The sequence below is a fragment of the Amaricoccus solimangrovi genome (genome assembly GCF_006385685.1).
Classification (GTDB): domain Bacteria; phylum Pseudomonadota; class Alphaproteobacteria; order Rhodobacterales; family Rhodobacteraceae; genus Amaricoccus; species Amaricoccus solimangrovi.
The window spans coordinates 242,808-258,357 of record NZ_VFRP01000003.1; the positions used below are offsets into that span (position 1 = coordinate 242,808).

The 15,550-nt window shown below is 70.3% G+C and carries 14 protein-coding genes, 2 tRNA genes and 1 pseudogene; 8 read left to right on the forward strand and 9 right to left on the reverse strand.

Annotation, left to right across the window (positions count from 1 at the left end; genetic code table 11):
* Window positions 1-177 precede the first annotated feature (177 nt).
* Both FJM51_RS24870 and FJM51_RS26020 read right to left on the reverse strand, forming a co-directional pair.
* Window positions 178-735: a UPF0149 family protein gene (locus FJM51_RS24870; RefSeq protein WP_140453166.1), complete on the reverse strand. Its 558-nt coding sequence runs from the start codon at window positions 733-735 to the stop codon at window positions 178-180.
* Window positions 736-742: 7 nt separating this feature from the next.
* A pseudogene (locus tag FJM51_RS26020) lies at window positions 743-2,152 on the reverse strand (Y4lR C-terminal helical domain-containing protein); the annotation flags it as partial.
* 397 nt (window positions 2,153-2,549) lie between these two features.
* On the opposite strand from FJM51_RS26020, the gene FJM51_RS05790 reads away from it, so the two are divergent.
* Genes FJM51_RS05790 through FJM51_RS05800 form a run of 3 tightly spaced genes read left to right on the forward strand, consistent with a single transcriptional unit; the run spans window position 2,550 to window position 5,351 of the window.
* A complete protein-coding gene (locus tag FJM51_RS05790; RefSeq protein WP_181164462.1) occupies window positions 2,550-3,149 on the forward strand; it encodes a DUF3489 domain-containing protein in 600 nt (199 codons plus the stop codon).
* Window positions 3,150-3,153: 4 nt separating this feature from the next.
* Window positions 3,154-3,666: a DUF2924 domain-containing protein gene (locus tag FJM51_RS05795; protein WP_140453169.1), complete on the forward strand. Its 513-nt coding sequence runs from the start codon at window positions 3,154-3,156 to the stop codon at window positions 3,664-3,666.
* The gene (locus FJM51_RS05800; RefSeq protein ID WP_140453170.1) at window positions 3,666-5,351 is read left to right on the forward strand and encodes a recombinase family protein; all 1,686 of its coding nucleotides are present in this window, start codon (window positions 3,666-3,668) and stop codon (window positions 5,349-5,351) included. Before FJM51_RS05795 ends, FJM51_RS05800 begins: the two co-directional genes overlap by 1 nt.
* Before the next feature lie 265 nt (window positions 5,352-5,616).
* On the opposite strand, the gene FJM51_RS05805 is transcribed toward FJM51_RS05800, so the two are convergent.
* Both FJM51_RS05805 and FJM51_RS05810 read right to left on the reverse strand, forming a co-directional pair.
* Window positions 5,617-5,691 (reverse strand) — tRNA-Lys (locus FJM51_RS05805).
* An 18-nt stretch (window positions 5,692-5,709) separates the two neighbouring features.
* A tRNA-Lys gene (locus tag FJM51_RS05810) sits at window positions 5,710-5,785 on the reverse strand.
* Between the two features lie 107 nt (window positions 5,786-5,892).
* Between FJM51_RS05810 and dapF the strand changes: the two genes are divergently transcribed.
* Both dapF and mtaB read left to right on the forward strand, forming a co-directional pair.
* Window positions 5,893-6,747: a diaminopimelate epimerase gene (gene dapF, locus FJM51_RS05815; protein WP_140453171.1), complete on the forward strand. Its 855-nt coding sequence runs from the start codon at window positions 5,893-5,895 to the stop codon at window positions 6,745-6,747.
* Entirely contained in the window at window positions 6,744-8,018 is a 1,275-nt protein-coding gene (gene mtaB / locus FJM51_RS05820) for a tRNA (N(6)-L-threonylcarbamoyladenosine(37)-C(2))-methylthiotransferase MtaB (protein ID WP_267901376.1), read from the forward strand. Before dapF ends, mtaB begins: the two co-directional genes overlap by 4 nt.
* A gap of 27 nt (window positions 8,019-8,045) precedes the next feature.
* Here mtaB and FJM51_RS05825 read toward each other — a convergent pair whose 3' ends face one another.
* The gene (locus FJM51_RS05825) at window positions 8,046-8,189 is read right to left on the reverse strand and encodes an entericidin A/B family lipoprotein (protein WP_140453172.1); all 144 of its coding nucleotides are present in this window, start codon (window positions 8,187-8,189) and stop codon (window positions 8,046-8,048) included.
* Between the two features lie 196 nt (window positions 8,190-8,385).
* Between FJM51_RS05825 and FJM51_RS05830 the strand changes: the two genes are divergently transcribed.
* Window positions 8,386-8,682 carry a hypothetical protein gene (locus FJM51_RS05830; RefSeq protein ID WP_140453173.1) on the forward strand — a complete coding sequence of 99 codons (297 nt, stop codon included), beginning with the start codon at window positions 8,386-8,388 and terminating at the stop codon, window positions 8,680-8,682.
* A gap of 19 nt (window positions 8,683-8,701) precedes the next feature.
* The gene (locus tag FJM51_RS05835) at window positions 8,702-9,307 is read left to right on the forward strand and encodes a glutathione S-transferase (RefSeq protein WP_140453174.1); all 606 of its coding nucleotides are present in this window, start codon (window positions 8,702-8,704) and stop codon (window positions 9,305-9,307) included.
* A gap of 49 nt (window positions 9,308-9,356) precedes the next feature.
* Here the strand turns inward: FJM51_RS05835 and FJM51_RS05840 are convergent, their stop codons facing one another.
* The 4 genes from FJM51_RS05840 to FJM51_RS05855 form a co-directional block, all read right to left on the reverse strand.
* Window positions 9,357-10,298 carry a sugar ABC transporter substrate-binding protein gene (locus tag FJM51_RS05840; RefSeq protein ID WP_140453175.1) on the reverse strand — a complete coding sequence of 314 codons (942 nt, stop codon included), beginning with the start codon at window positions 10,296-10,298 and terminating at the stop codon, window positions 9,357-9,359.
* Between the two features lie 195 nt (window positions 10,299-10,493).
* Window positions 10,494-11,390 carry a succinate--CoA ligase subunit alpha gene (sucD, locus tag FJM51_RS05845; RefSeq protein ID WP_140453176.1) on the reverse strand — a complete coding sequence of 299 codons (897 nt, stop codon included), beginning with the start codon at window positions 11,388-11,390 and terminating at the stop codon, window positions 10,494-10,496.
* An 18-nt stretch (window positions 11,391-11,408) separates the two neighbouring features.
* On the reverse strand, window positions 11,409-12,584 hold the full coding sequence (locus tag FJM51_RS05850) for a malate--CoA ligase subunit beta (RefSeq protein WP_140453177.1): 1,176 nt from the start codon (window positions 12,582-12,584) through the stop codon (window positions 11,409-11,411).
* Between the two features lie 38 nt (window positions 12,585-12,622).
* Window positions 12,623-13,822 (reverse strand): pyridoxal-phosphate-dependent aminotransferase family protein, encoded by a 1,200-nt coding sequence (locus tag FJM51_RS05855; protein ID WP_140453178.1) that lies wholly within the window; start codon window positions 13,820-13,822, stop codon window positions 12,623-12,625.
* Window positions 13,823-13,989: 167 nt separating this feature from the next.
* Here FJM51_RS05855 and FJM51_RS05860 point away from each other — a divergent pair, with 167 nt between their 5' ends.
* Window positions 13,990-15,396, forward strand: a complete 1,407-nt coding sequence (locus tag FJM51_RS05860) for a helix-turn-helix domain-containing protein (protein ID WP_140453179.1) — start codon at window positions 13,990-13,992, stop codon at window positions 15,394-15,396.
* Window positions 15,397-15,550: the final 154 nt, after the last annotated feature.

Sequence of the window (15,550 nt, forward strand, 5' to 3'; positions counted from 1 at the left end):
TAGGTGAAAATGAGCACGCTGACCCCTGCAAAACAGCACTTCGCCACACCTTCGATTGTCATTCTATAGCTTACAGGCGCACCCGCCAAATATAAGATTGCGATTGCTGCGCTGCTGCAGTCGCGGGTCATGTGAGAGGCAGCTTTGGGCCGATCCCGCTCCCTCGCGGCGGCGCACCTATCGCCGCGAGGCATGGCGCCGGGCGACCCAGGCGGGCAGCACCGCGCGCGGCGCGCCGCCGTCGGCACCCTTCGCGACCAGCGCGATGTCGCGCGGGACGCGCTTGTCATCGGCGTTGAGCGATTTCGCCGGCCAGCAGCGCCGGGTCACCGCGACGAGGGCGTCGAACCCCGCCGCCCAGTCCCGCAGCCCGTCCGCGTCGAGCGGCGCGAGCCAACGTGCCACAGTCTCGGGGTCGCCTGCCTCGTCCTCGACGCGGTCGGCGTTCAGCAGGACGAACTCCAGAACGCGGTCGAGCGCGCCGTCGCCCGGAAACTCGATCCCGCCGAGCAGGGGACCCAGCCAGGCTCCTGGCGAAGGCGCGAGCGGCGCGATCGCGAGCGCCGTGAGGCAGCCTTGGAGATGGGCCTCGCCGATCCCGGCCCGCGCCAGCAGCGGACCAATTGCCTCGCCCGCCTCGCGCGGCCGGGCGCCGCTGTCCCGGGCTTCGAATGCCTCCAGGCTCTGGTCCACGATGCCGGCCATGATCGGGATCCGCCTGAGCGATCGGCCCATCGAGCAGGGCCTGGGCCACCGCCACGAAGGACAGCCAGGGCGCCGGCTCGGGCGCGGATCTGAGCACCGCCGCCGAAACCGTGAAGTGTCGCGCCCACCAGTCGCGGCGGGTCTCGAGATGCGTCCAGACAGCGGTCTCGCGGCCCTTGTCGGTTCGCGCCCGCGCGATCGCGGCGCGGAGCGCGGCGGTGTCCTCGAACCAGCTGTCGGCGTGCCCGAAGCAATCCATCCAGTCGATGCTCTCCCTGACGAGAGCGGCGCGGCGGGCGGCGGGCAGCGCTTCCAGCGCGTCGCGCCCGCCGATCGCGGCGAGGATCGCCTCGGTATCGCCGGCGGCGGGGGCCAGTGCCTCCGGGCCCCAGATCTCGGCGAGGTCGACCAGCCCGGGCGCCGGGAGGAGACCGAGCGCCAGGCCCTCGCCGAGACCTCGCGCCAGCGCCTCGGCCAGCGCGGCGGGCGGCAGGTCGAAGGTCTCGATCTCGTCGAGCACGCGGGCCAGCATGCGCCTTTGTTCGCTGGCGCTGGCGCAGGGAATGACGAAGGCGTCCTTAACCGCCTGGCCCTGCTTCAGCATCGCCATCGCGACGCCGCGTCGGCCGCCGCGCTGGATCGCGGCGACCAGGCTTTGCGCGCCGGCGCCGTCGGCCAGGCTGGCGGCGGCGCGGTGGATGGTCACGGCCGGGATCTCCGCCGCGATCTCGGGCCTCGACCCGCCATCGCGCATCCGCCGCCGGATCGCCGCGTCCAGCGCGGCGCGGGCGGGGTCGTCGGGCAGCCATTTGCGGAGCGCCGGCAGGAGCGCGGCGAGGTCCGGGGCGAGCGTCCCGGCCTCGGCCCGGCTCAGCAGCGCGGTGGTGGCGGCGAGGCGGATCTCGGGACGCGGGTCGAGCAGCCAGTAGAGCCCGAGCCGCGGCTCGAGCGCGCCGGGTCGGGCGATCGTCATCGAAACCAGCATGGCGGCGAGTTCGGGCGGAATCCCGGCGAAGAGCTCGCCAAGCGCGGCATGGACCTGAAGCGGCGCGTCGCCGATCTCCTTCAGGATCGGCTCGAGCAGCGCGCCGAGATCGGGCATCTCCTGCGCCGCCTCGGTACTCGCCATGGTCTCCGGGGTCAGGACCGCGAAGGGCGGCGGTAGCAGGCCGGCGCGGGCGTAGACCTGGGCCAGGCGCAGGCGCGCGGCCGGCGCGAACGGCCGGGCCGCGTCCCGCGCGACCAGCACGTCGGCGACGGCGGTGATGAGCGCCCCGCCCTCGGGCGCGTCGTTCTCCATCGCCATGCGCGCCTCGTCGAGAGCATGGGACAGCAGCGCCATCGCCGCGCGCGTCGCCGCTTCGTCGTCGGGGCAAGCGGCGGCGCCGGCGACATCCGCGACGGAGGTCGGATCGGCGAGCAGCGCGAGGCCGCCATCCCTTACCAGGCGGGCTTATGCGCCCTCATCGGCGATGGCGGGGATCAGGGTGGAGAGCGCGTAGGTCATGCCGGCAGGGTTACGGCACCTCGAGCGCGCTGCCAAGCCGCCCGACGAATAGCGCGGAATCCGGATCGCCGGCACTGCGAGACCGGCCTGGGCGCTTCTGCCTTGCCTCGCAAAGTAATCGTCCTCGACTGGCCGGCGGCGGCCCCGGCGGCCCCGAGCCCCGTACACCATGTCGTCTTCTCTTGGCGCGCCTCGCTGGACTTCCGTGCCCGGAAGAGCGTCAGTGGTCGCGCGGAGGCCGCCTGCGCCGCCCGCCAGCCCGGGTCGCTCGACCGGGCCTTCGGGTCGTACCAGGCGGCCCACCCCGGGCCGCCTTCGAACCCGAAGGGACCCGATCATGCTCCGCCTTTCCGATACCCAGACGATGCTGCTCGCGACCGCCGCCAACCGCGAGGACGGCCGGCTCCTGCCGCCGCCGGCCTCGGTGAAGGCGCGCGGCGCCGCGCTCCAGCGCAGCCTCCGCGTCCTCCACCGCGAAGGGCTCGTCGCCGCGGTCGCCGCCGCCGGGGATCCGGCGGAGACCCCGGGCAACGCCACCCTGGGGGACGCGACGGCCCGCTTCGTCATCACCGCCGCCGGGCGCGCCGCGCTCGGCATCGCCCCGGTGGAGGCGTCGCCCGATGTCACCGTCAGTGAGATTGACCCGGATGTCGATCCCGCCGCGAAGCCCGAGGAGATAGCGTCCGGCGGGGCGGCCGAAGCGACCGACGCTGAGGGAGGCGGCGCCCCGATGGATCGGGTGGGTGGCAAGCTCGGTCAGCTGCTCGACGCGGTCGGCAGGCGGGAAGGCGCGTCGCTCGAGGAACTAAGCGCGCTGCTGGGCTGGCTGCCGCACACCACGCGGGCGGCGCTGTCGCGGCTCCGCGCCCGGGGCCATGCGGTGACGCTGCGGTCGACCGAGGGACGGAAGGCCTATCACCTCGACGCGGAGGCCTGAACCCATGCGCGCCACCTCCGCGCGACGCGTCGCCGTGGCGCCCGACACGCAGCCGTCGGCGATGGTCGCGGACCTCCGCCAGCGGATCGCGGCGCTCGAAACGCTGCCGACGCCGGAGCTTCGGACGGCCTGGCTCGCCGCCTGGGGCGTCGCGGCGCCGAAGGCCGCGCGCCGGCGGCTGCTGATGCTGGGCATCGCCTGGCGCTGGCAGGCCGAGGCGCTCGGAGGCTTTCGCCCGGAGACGGCGCGCCGGCTGGCGGCGCTCGAGAAGGCCGCGCGCCGCGACGCCGGCATCGCCGCCGGCGACATCGCGGCGGCGGCGCGGCCACGTCCCGGCGCGCGGCTGATCCGCGACTGGGGTGGCACCCGGCACGAGGTGCGTGCGACGCACGACGGCTATCTCTGGCGGGGCCGGAGCTTCGGCTCGCTCTCGGCGGTCGCGAAGGCCATCACCGGGAGCAACCGCAACGGCCCGGCCTTCTTCGGGTTGCGCGGCGTGAAGGGCGAGGAAGGCTGATGGCCGGCGCGGAAAAACCGCGCAGGCTGCGCTGCGCGATCTACACCCGGAAATCGACCGAGGAAGGGCTCGAGCAGGAGTTCAACTCGCTCGACGCGCAACGCGAAGCCTGCGCCGCCTATATCCGAAGCCAGAAGCACGAGGGCTGGAGCGCGCTCGCGGAACGCTACGACGACGGCGGCTTCTCCGGCGGCTCGATGGAGCGGCCGGCTCTGAAGGCGCTGCTCGCCGATGTCGCGGCGGGCCGGATCGACGTGGTCGTGGTCTACAAGGTGGACCGGCTCACGCGGGCGCTGGCCGACTTCGCCCGGATCGTCGCGATCTTCGACGCGGGATCGGTCTCCTTCGTCTCGGTGACCCAGGCGTTCAACACCACGACCTCGATGGGGCGGCTGACGCTGAACGTGCTTTTGTCCTTCGCGCAGTTCGAGCGCGAGGTCACCGCCGAGCGCATCCGCGACAAGATCGCCGCCTCGAAGCGGAAGGGCATGTGGATGGGCGGCCAGGTACCGTTCGGCTACCGGGTCGAGGCCCGGAAGCTGGTGCCCCATCGTGAAGAGGCGGATCAGGTCCGCGCCATCTTCGAGCAGTATCTCGAACTCGGCACGGTGCCGAGGCTCCAGGTCGCGCTGGAGCGATCGGGGGAGCGGACACCGATCCGCGTGAGCGCCTCTGGCAAGCGCTCCGGGGGCGCGATCTTCTCGCGCGGCGCGCTCGACGCGCTGCTGACCAATCCGCTGCTGATCGGGCACATCCGCCATCGCGACGAGGTGCATCCCGGGCAGCATCCGGCGATTATCGGGCCTGATCTCTGGCATCAGGTGCAGGCGCGGCTGGCGGCGAACCGGGTGGAACGGCGCGAGACGCCGATCGGGCAAGCGCCCAGCGCGCTCGCGGGACGGCTGTTCGATCCGGACGGCCAGCCGATGCGGCCAAGCCATGCTACTACCTGCAAGCGGCGCTACCGCTACTACGTCGGCCGCGCGCTGATCGAGACGGCGGTGGCAGCCGGGGCGAAGGGCTGGCGCATCCCGGCCGAGGAGGTCGAGGCAGCGGTCGCGCGGGCCATTGTCGCCAGGATCAGCGATCCGGAGTTCACCGGCGAGCTGCTCGCGACGAACTCCGATGATCCCGCCGTGACCGCCCAGCGCCTCCTGGCCCTGGAAGAGACGCGGCGGCGGCTTGGGGCAACCGGCTCGCCGGAGGCCAGCGCGACGCTGCGCCGGATCGTCCGCCGGGTCGATGTCGGCGCCGACCGGCTGCGCGCTTCGATCGAGCTTGGGGAAGCGGAGCAAGGCACCTCGCTCGCCGGTCTGGAGCCGATCACCATCGAGCATCCGCTCAGGCTCATCCGGCGCGGCGGCGAACTGCGGCTGCTGCTGAGCGGGGCATCGGCCGGCGCCGCCCGGCCCGACGCGGCGCTGATCCGGATGCTGATCCGGTCGCGGCTCTGGCTGACCGAGTGGCGCGACGCCGAGCCACCGGTCGCGCTCGCGGCGATCGCCGCGCGCGAGGGCGTCGACGCGGGCGATGTCTCGCGGCTGACGCAACTGGCGTTTCTCGCCCCCGCCGCGGTCGAGCGCATCCTCGACGGATCGCAGCCGGTGGCTCTCACGGCGACCAGGCTAAAGCGGATCGGCGATCTGCCGCTGCTCTGGGACGAGCAGGTCGCCGCGCTGAACTGAGCGTGACGCCGGATCCCTTCGATCTTCAGCCCATCCACAAACCCGGGGTGAACGGATCAGCGACCGGAATTTCGACCATTTCTCGGCATCGGAATTTATCTTGGCTTTCGCCTAAGACGCCGCGCGGGGAAGGCGCGGAGCCCTCAGAAACGGGCTCGAATTCAGCCGCGGTGAGACGCGTCCCGGCTCGAGCTCGCGCTAAGTCTCGGGAATGTCGGCGCTATTCACCAGGCGCGAATTGGGCCGCGTTTCGCTGAAGGGGTGTTGGTGGGCTGGGAGAGATTCGAACTCTCGGCCAATTGATTAAGAGTCAACTGCTCTACCGCTGAGCTACCAGCCCGACACCAACGAACCGCCGTGGTGAGCCCGGCGGGATTCGAACCCACGACCCACTGATTAAAAGTCAGTTGCTCTACCAACTGAGCTACGGGCCCCAAGGCTGCGGCGTCTTTAGGGGTCCCGGCGGCGATGGTCAAGCGGGAATTCGACGAATCTCGCGGGGAATCTGGCCGAGGCGCCGCGGCTCACATATATAGCGCCCATGGATGGTGATTCTTCCCGTTTGGCGGGGCCCGAGGGCCTGCGCTTCCTCAAGATGCACGGACTCGGCAACGATTTCGTCGTCGTCGACGCGCGCGGCCGGCCCGACCCCGTGACGCCCGCCCTCGCGCGCGCGCTCGGTGACCGGCATCGGGGCGTGGGATTCGATCAGCTCGCGGTGATCCGCGACGACGCCGGGACCGCGGCCGCCGTCGATTTCTGGAATTCCGACGGCAGCCGGGCCGCGGCCTGCGGCAATGCCACGCGCTGCGTCGGGCGGCTGCTCCTCGCCGAGAGCGGCGCCGCTGGGCTCGACGTGCGGACCGGACGCGGGATTCTTCGGGTGGAGGACGCGGGAAACGGGCTCATCCGCGTCAACATGGGACCGCCGGAGCTATCCTGGGACCGGGTGCCGCTCGCGCGCGAGATGGCGCTCGACCCGCTGCCGATCGCGGGCGGACCCGGCGCGGCCGGGATGGGCAACCCGCATTGCGTCTTCGTCGTACCGGACGTGAACGCGGTCGATATCTGTGTCCGGGGGGCCGCGGTAGAGCATGATCCGCTCTTTCCGGAGCGCACCAACGTCGAATTCGTCCAGGTGCTCGATCGCCGGACGATCCGGATGCGGGTCTGGGAGCGCGGCGGGATGGTCACCTTCGCCTGCGGCTCCGGCGCCTGCGCGGCCGCGGTGGTGACGGCGCGGCGCGGCCTGACGGAACGGAACGTGACCGTGAAGCTCGACGGCGGCGATCTCGGGATCGACTGGCGCGAGGACGGGGTCTGGATGACCGGGCCCGCGACGCTGGTCTTCGAGGGCCGGCTCGCGCCGGAGATCCTCGCGGGGGCGGGGGCGTGAACGCGCCGAGCCGGCCGCCGGTCTTCGCCACGCTCGGCTGCCGGCTGAACGCCTACGAGACCGAGGCGATGAAGGCGCTCGCCGCGCGCTCCGGCATCGCCGGGCAGGTGGTGGTGGTGAACACCTGCGCCGTGACCGCCGAGGCAGTGCGCCAGGCGCGCCAGCAGATCCGCAAGCTCGCGCGGGAAAATCCGGGCGCCAAGGTCGTCGTCACAGGCTGCGCGGCGCAGACCGAGCCCGGGCGTTTCGCCGCGATGCCCGAGGTTGGCGCGGTGCTCGGCAATGCCGAGAAGCTCCGGCCCGCCGCCTGGGCCGCGCTCGGCGGGAGCGGGGACGCGGCGTCGCGGGTCCAGGTCGGCGACATCATGGCCGAGCGCCGGCCCGAGGCGCCGCTGATCGACGGGCTCGGCACCCGCGCGCGCGCCTATGTCCAGGTCCAGAACGGCTGCGACCACCGCTGCACCTTCTGCGTGATCCCGTTCGGCCGGGGCAATTCGCGCAGCGTCCCCGCGGCCACCGTGACCGAGCAGATCGCCCGGCTGCGCGGCAGGGGCTTCAACGAGGTCGTGCTGACCGGCGTCGATCTGACGAGCTGGGGCGCCGATCTCGAGGGGACGCCCCGGCTCGGCGATCTCGTCGCGGAGATCCTGCGCGCGGTTCCCGACCTGCCCCGGCTGCGCATCTCCTCGATCGACTCGATCGAGGTCGATCCGGCGCTTTCGGAGGCGATCCGGTTCGAGCCGCGTCTGATGCCGCATCTGCACCTGTCTCTGCAGGCGGGCGACGACATGATCCTGAAGCGGATGAAGCGGCGGCACCTGCGCGACGATGCGATCCGCTTCTGCGCGGAGACCCGGGCGGCGCGGCCCGACATCGTCTTCGGCGCCGACATCATCGCGGGCTTCCCTACGGAAACCGAGGCGATGTTCGAGAATTCGCTGCGGCTGGTCGAGGAATGCGGCCTGACCTGGCTGCATGTCTTCCCGTTCAGCCCCCGCGCCGGGACGCCGGCGGCGCGGATGCCGCAGGTCGCGCCGAAGCTGGCGAAGGAGCGGGCGGCGCGGCTGCGCGCGCTCGGCGCCGAACGGGTCGAGGCGCATCTCGCGGGCATGCTGGGGCGCGAGGTCCGGCTGCTGATGGAGCGCGCCGATCTGGGCCGGACCGAGGGTTTCGCACCGACGCGGATCGCCGGCGCGGCGCGGCCGGGCAGCCTGATCGAGGCTCGGGTGACGGGCAGCGCGGATGGCGCGCTGCTCGCCGAGGCGATCTGACCCCCGCCGCGCGAAGGCCCCTCGCGATCACATCTTCTGCTGGACGTTGTCCGCGCTGTTGGTCACGGCGGAGCCGGCGGCCGACACGTCCTCGCCGGCGCCGGCGATGGTGTTGCAGGCGCTGAGCGCGGCGGCGGCGGCGAGCAGCAGGGCGAGGGTCTTCGCGGTCATTCGCGGTGGTCCTTTCAGGATGAAGACAGCAGTGCGGCGAGACTAGCATCTCGCGGGCGGCGCGCAATGGCGCGCCGCGTCGGCCGGGCGCCGCCGAAGGGGCGACCGGGTTCGGGAGGCACGCTTTGCGCGCGGGCGCGTCGTCCCTATATTCGGGATGACTCGCGTCCCTCTCGCCAAAGGAACAGCCCCGCCGATGCCCGCGCTTCCCCTGTCCCCCCTCGCCTGGATGGTCCTTCGCTACGGCGCCGTCGCCGCGGCGACCATGGCCGCGAGCCGCCTGCGGCCCTCGCAACCGAAGGATCCGGCGCACGAGACCGTGCTCGACGATCTGCCGGAGGGGGTGCATGCGCGCACCCATCGCGCAGAGGGCGAGAATTCCGTGCATGGTCACGGCAAGTTCCGCCGCGTGCTGAGGCTGCGCCGGGGCGGGCCGGGCATGGAATTCGACGGCGCGCTGCTCGGCCGGTTCCGGCTGCGGCGGGTCAGGTGAGGCGGGTCCGGGCGTGAGCATGCGGCTCTATCATTCGCCGACTTCCCCCTTCGCGCGGAAGGTCATGGTCGTGCTGCGCGAGACCGGGCTCATCGGGCAGGTCGAACTGGTGCCCGCGGGCGGGACCCCGGTCGCTCCGGGGACCATCCCGCTCGAACGCAACCCACTCGGCAAGATCCCGGTGCTGGAGCGCCCGGAGGGTCCGGCGCTCTACGACAGCCGGGTGATCTGCCGCTATCTCGCCGAGATGGCTGGCGGCGGGCTCTATCCCCAGGCGCGGATCTGGGAGACGCTGACGCTCGAGGCGACGGCGGACGGGATCATGGAGGCGGCGGTCCTGACGCGCTACGAGAGCGTGCTGCGGAGCGAGGAGAGCCGGTCGGCGGCCTGGACCGAGGCGCAGCGCGGCAAGATCACCCGCGCGCTCGAGGCGCTCGACGCGCGCTGGATGGCGCATCTCGCCGGGCCGCTCGATTGCGGACAGATCGCGGTCGGCTGCGCGCTCGGCTACCTCGATTTCCGCCTCGCCGATCTCGGCTGGCGTGAGAGGTGGCCCGCGCTCGCGACCTGGGCCAGCCGCTTCGCGGAGCGGCCCTCGATGCGGGAGACCGCCCCGGCCGACTGAGAGCGGGGCGGTCTCGGCTGATCCGGGCGGGGCGAAGGCGCCGGCCCGGTCAGTTGATGTGCAGATACTTGTCCATGTTGTCCTTCGTGACGAGCTCGAAGGGGATGTAGATCTGCGTGTCGAGCTTCTCGCCCTTGATGAGCTTCAGCGCGGCGTCGACCGAGCCCCGGCCCTGGCCGGCGGCGTCCTGGAACACGGTCACGTCGAGATCGCCCGCCTGCATCGCGGCGAGCCCGTCGGCGGTGGCGTCGATGCCGCCCACCACCACGTCCTCCATCGGGACGCCCGCGCCCCTCAGCGCCTGGATCGCGCCGATCGCCATCTCGTCGTTGTTCGAGACCACCGCGTCGAACTGGGTGCCGGCGGCGAGCCAGTTGGTCACGAGGTCGGCCGCGTTCTGCCGCTGCCAGGCGCCGGTCTGCTCGTCGACGATGGTGATGAAGGAGCATTCGGGCGTCGCGAAGACGTCGTGCACGTCCTGGGTCCGGAGCCGCGCCGCCTCGTTCGAGAGGTCGCCGATCAGGATCACCGCCTTCGCCTCGGACTTGCGGGCGGCCTTGAGCTGGCGGCAGACTTCCTGGGCCTCCAGCGTGCCGGAGTCGAGTTCGTTCGAGGCGACGAAGGCCTGGCCCTCGGGCAGGCCGCTCGGGTCGCTCGGGCCGGTATTGACGTAGACGAGCGGAATGCCCGCCTCCTGCGCCGCCTTGGTCATCGCCACGGTGGCGTCGGAATCGACCACCGAGACAATGATCCCGTCCACGCCCGAGGCGATGAAGTTCTGCACCTGGCTGAGCTGCCGGCCGATGTCGAGCTGCGCGTCCTCCATCTGCAGGGTCACGCCGTCGAGCGTGGCCGCGTAGTCGGTCATCGCGTTCTTGATCAGTGTCTGGAACATGTTGTCGAAATTCGGCAGCGTCACGCCGATCGTCTGGGCCGAGGCCGGCAGGGCGGCGCAGGCGCCGAGAATGGTGGCGAGGGCAAGCTTCTTCATGGGGTGATGTTCCTCCTCTCCCGCTGGTTCCCGCCTTCGGCGGAACTGGCCGCGCTGTCGCGCTGTTGAGGCGAAGGACTAGGGCGCGGGCCGTTTCCGCGCAACGGATATTCCGCAGTGATCGCCGCGGTGAAAAAAATGGCCCAGGACGCGCCCGGGCCAAGTTCTTGGGGGAGAACAGGTGGGTGGTGGGACTCAGGCCGCTTCGCGGAGCCCCAGCACCTTTGCCATGGTGACGCCCATCGAGGAGGGGTTGGGCGCGACCGTTATGCCGTGGGAACTCAGGATCTCGACCTTCTCCTGCGCGCTCTCGCCGAAGGCGGAGATGATCGCGCCGGCGTGGCCCATCTTGCGGCCCTTGGGCGCGGAGAGGCCCGCGATATAGGCGACGACGGGCTTGGTCATGTTCTCGGCCGCCCAGGCCGCCGCCTCGGCTTCCTGCGGGCCGCCGATCTCGCCGATCATCATCACCGCGTCGGTCTCCGGATCCGCCTCGAAGAGTTCGAGGATGTCGCGGAAGGACGAGCCGTTGATCGGGTCGCCGCCGATGCCGACCGAGGTCGAGACCCCGATGCCGAGCGCCTTCATCTGGCTCGCCGCCTCGTAGCCGAGCGTGCCCGAGCGGCCGATGACGCCGACGCGGCCCTCCATGTAGATCGAGGGCGGCATGATGCCCATGAAGCCCTTGCCGGGCGAGATGACGCCGGCGCAGTTCGGGCCGATCAGCCGCATCTTCTGCTCGCGGGGGTAGCGGCGCAGGAACCGCTTCACCCGCATCATGTCCTGGGCGGGGATGCCGTCGGTGACGCAGACCGCCGTCCGGATGCCGGCGTCCGCCGCCTCCATCATCGCGTCCGCCGCGAAGGGCGGCGGCACGAAGAGCAGGCTCGCCTCGGCGCCGGTTTCCCTCACCGCCTCGCGGACGGTGTCGAAGATCGGCCGGTCGAGCACCCGGTCGCCGCCCTTGCCGGGGGTCACGCCGCCCACGACATTGGTGCCGTGCTTGATCATGTCGGCCGCGTGGAACTGGCCGATGCGGCCGGACATGCCCTGGACGATGACCGGGGTCTTCTCGGTGATCAGGATTGCCATGATCTTTCTTTCCCTCCCTCAGGCCGCCGCCCTGCGCTCGGCGGCGGCGACGGCCTTCCGGGCCGCGTCCTCGAGGCTGTCGGCCGTCATGATCGGCAGGCCGGAGTCCTCGATGATCCTCTTGCCTTCCTCGACGTTGGTGCCGGCGAGCCGGACCACGACGGGAAGCTTCACGTCCACTTCCCTGAACGCCTTCACCACGCCCTCCGCGACCCAGTCGCAGCGGTTGATGCCGGCGAAGATGTTGACCAGCATCACCTCGACGTTCTTGTCGTCGAGCACGGTGCGGAAGGCGCGGACCACGCGCTCGGGGCTCGCGCCGCCGCCGATGTCGAGGAAGTTCGCGGGCTGGCCGCCGGCGAGACCGATCATGTCCATCGTCGCCATCGCGAGGCCCGCGCCGTTGATCATGCAGCCGATATTGCCCTCGAGCCCGACATAGGAGAGGCCGTAATCGCCCGCGGCGCTCTCGCGCGGTTCCTCCTGGCTGCGGTCGCGCAACTCGCTGACCTGCGGCCGGCGGAAGAGCGCGTTGGTGTCGAAGGACATCTTCGCGTCGAGCGCGACGAGTTCGCCCGAGCCGGTGACGACGAGCGGGTTGATCTCCACCATCGTCGCGTCGAGATCACGGTAGGCGCGGTAGCAGGCCTTCAGCACCGTCGACATCTGCGAGACCTGCGCCGAGGAAAGATCGAGCGCGAAGGCGAGCTCGCGCGCCTGGAAGTCGGCGAGGCCGACGGCCGGATCGACGGTCATCCGCCGCAGGCTCTCGGGATCGGTCTCGGCCAGTTCCTCGATCTCCATGCCGCCATGACCGGAGGCGACGATCATGATCCGCTCCGATTTCCGGTCGAGCACGAAGCCGAGGTAGAGCTCGCGGGCGATGTCGGAGGCTTCCTCGATCCAGACGCGGTAGACCGCCTTGCCCTGGGCGCCCGTCTGCTTGGTGACGAGGTTGCGGCCGAAGAGCGTGGAGGCGAAGTCGCGCACCTCCTCCTCGGACTTGCAGACACGGACGCCGCCGGCCTGGCCGCGGCCGCCGGAATGGATCTGCGCCTTCACGACCCAGGCCGAGCCGCCGATCTCGCGGGCGCGGTAACCCGCCTGCTCCGGGCTGTAGGCGAGGCCCCCCCGCGGCACGGGGACGCCGAACTGCGAGAGGATTTCCTTGGCCTGATACTCGTGGATGTCCATCGGGTGCTCCCTTCGTCGTCTTTTTCGGTGCGGGGCGATTATTCGGCGGCGAGGGCGACCTGCCGCACCTGGCGGCTCTCGCGATACCAGCACTGGGCCGCGGCGACGCCGGAGCCGAGGTCGATCGTGGCGCCCGCGTCGACCAGCGCCATCTCCGCCGCCGAGATCGCGGCGAGGCACATGACCTCGTTCAGGTCGCCGAGATGGCCGATGCGGAAGACCTTGCCGGCGAGCGGGCCGAGGCCGGTGCCGAGCGAGGTGTTGTAGTTCACGTAGGCGCCCCGGATCACGTCGCGCGCGTCGACCTCGGGCGGCACGCGGATCGCGGAGACGGTGTCGGAGTAGATCTTGCAATGCTCGGCCACGAGGTCGTAGCCCCAGGCATGGACCGCGCGGCGCACGCCCTCGGCGAGGCGACGGTGGCGGGCGAAGACGTTCTCGAGCCCCTCCTCGAACAGCCGGTCGAGCGACTTGCGGAGCCCGTGGAACAGCTGGGTCGGCGGCGTGTAGGGGAAGTAGCCGTCGCCGTTGACCGCCGTCATGTCCTCGAAGCGGAAATAGGCGCGGGGCAGCGTGGCGCGGCGCGAGGCGGCCATCGCCTTCTCGGAAACGGCGAGGATGCCGAGGCCCGCGGGCAGCATCAGGCCTTTCTGGGAGCCGGTGACGGCGAGATCGACCCGCCATTCGTCCATGCGGAAGTCGATCGACGCGATCGAGGACACGCCGTCCACGAAGAGCAGCGCCTCGTGATAGACGTCGTCCATCACCGCGCGGATCGCGGCCACGTCGGAGGTGACGCCGGTCGCAGTCTCGTTGTGGGTGACGAAGACCGCCTTGATCCTGCCCTCGGCGTCGTTGCCGAGGATGCGGGCGAATTCGCTGACCGGCGTGCCGGCGCCCCAGGGAACATCGACCAGTTCGACCTCGAGGCCGAGCTGCTCCGCCATCCGCGCCCAGAGCATCGAGAACTGGCCCTTGCGGCACATCAGCACGCGGTCGCCGGGGTTGAGCGTGTTCATCATCGCGGCTTCCCAGGCGGCGGTGCCGGAGCCGGGGTAGAGGATCACGGTACCATTGGCCGTCTTGAAGACACGGCGCAGGTCGGAGAAGAGACCGATGGTCAGGTCTCCGAAATCAGGGGCGCGCATGTCCTGCATCGGCACGTTCATCGCCTGCCGGACCGCTTCCGGAACGTTCGTCGGGCCGGGAATCGCCAGATGCGTGATGCCGGTTCTCATCTCTATCTCCTCCTGTCGACCCACTCACTCGGGGGACTGTCTGGGGAGACTTCTGCGCGCAAAACGCTCGGGACCAAAGGGAATCCGGGTCATGTTGTAAATGCGAGAATTTACAAGTTTGCTATTCTGTAATAATGTAAAGCAACAAAATTTCGGAGCTTTTCCCGGTGCATAAGACCTTCGTAGGACCCCGTCTCCGGCGGCTCCGGACCGACCGGGGCGAGACGCAGACGCAGATGGCGCGTAACCTCGGGATCAGCCCCGCCTATGTCAACCTGTTGGAAAACAACCAGAGATCCGTTTCGGTCCAGGTTCTGCTCCGGCTCTTCGAGGCCTATGGCGTCGACTGGCGCGACATCGCGGAGGACGACACGGCGACCGTCCTCGCCGATCTGCGGGCCATGGTGCAGGATCCGGTCTTCGAAAGCTGCCGGCCCGATCTGGGACAGCTCCGCGCCGCGCTCGTCCATTGTCCGACGCTCGCCAGCGCCTTCCTGAAGCTGCACAGCCTCTACCGGACCGCCTCCGACCAGCTCCTGAGCATCGGCGACGGCGGCGAGGGCGGGGTGCTCGTCGCGGCGCCGCCGGAAACCTCGGTGCACAACTTCTTCCGGCGCAACCGCAACCATTTCCGCGAACTCGAGGAAGCGGCGGATGCCTTCTGGGAAGGCACGATTCCCGAGCCGGACGAGATCTATTCCTACCTGAAGTACCGGCTCAGGAAGTCGCTCGGCCTGTCGGTCCGGGTGGTGGCGGTGGAGGATCTGCCGCATACGCTGCGCCAGTACGAGGAGCGAATCGGGGAGATCCAGCTCTCGATGGCGCTCGACCATCCGAATCGGGTGTTCCAGCTCGCGCATATGTACGGGCTGCTGGCGCTCGGTCCGGTGCTGGACCAGATCCTGAGCCGGACGGAAATGACCGGGAAGCGCGAACTCGGCCGCTGCCGGGTCGAGCTCTGCAACTACTTCGCGGCGGCGGTGCTCATGCCCTACGACGCCTTCCTGCGCGAGGCGCGGGCGTCGAAATACGACATGGACCACCTCGCCACCCGATTCGGCGTCAGTTTCGAACAGGCCTGCCATCGGGCGACCACGCTCAACCGGGAGGGGGCGCAGGGCGTGCCGTTCTTCTTCCTCCGGATCGACAAGGCGGGCAACGTCTCGAAACGGTTCAACGCCACCGACTTCCATCTGGCGGAATTCGGCGGCGCCTGCCCCAGGCTCGACATCCACACCGCCTTCCGCGTGCCGGGCCGGATCATGCCCCAGTTCGTCGAGATGCCCGACCAGAGCCAGTATTTCACCTTCAGCCGCACGGTGGACCGGCCGTCCTTCGAGCGGCACAACCAGGACAACCGGCTGGCCGTCACACTCGGCTGCACCATCGAGCACGCGCCCGAGATCTGCTACGCCGAGGGGTTCCATGTCGACGGCCACACCCGCATGACCCCGATCGGGATCAACTGTCGCGTGTGTCCGCGGCAGAACTGTGATCAGCGCGCCTATCAGGCCGCGATCCTGACCCAACCCGTCGATGCCATGCGACGTGGTGCCACGCGATTCGACAGTTGAGCCGGTCTGCCTTCAACTTTCGCGGAGCATCTGCCTAGCGGCTCATCACATGAGCGAAATGCCGCCGGTCTAATCGGCATTTTTGCCGCGGCGCACACAAAAATCGACGGTCGCGTGGTGTCGCTGGCGAATCCCCTAGACATGCGATTGTCGT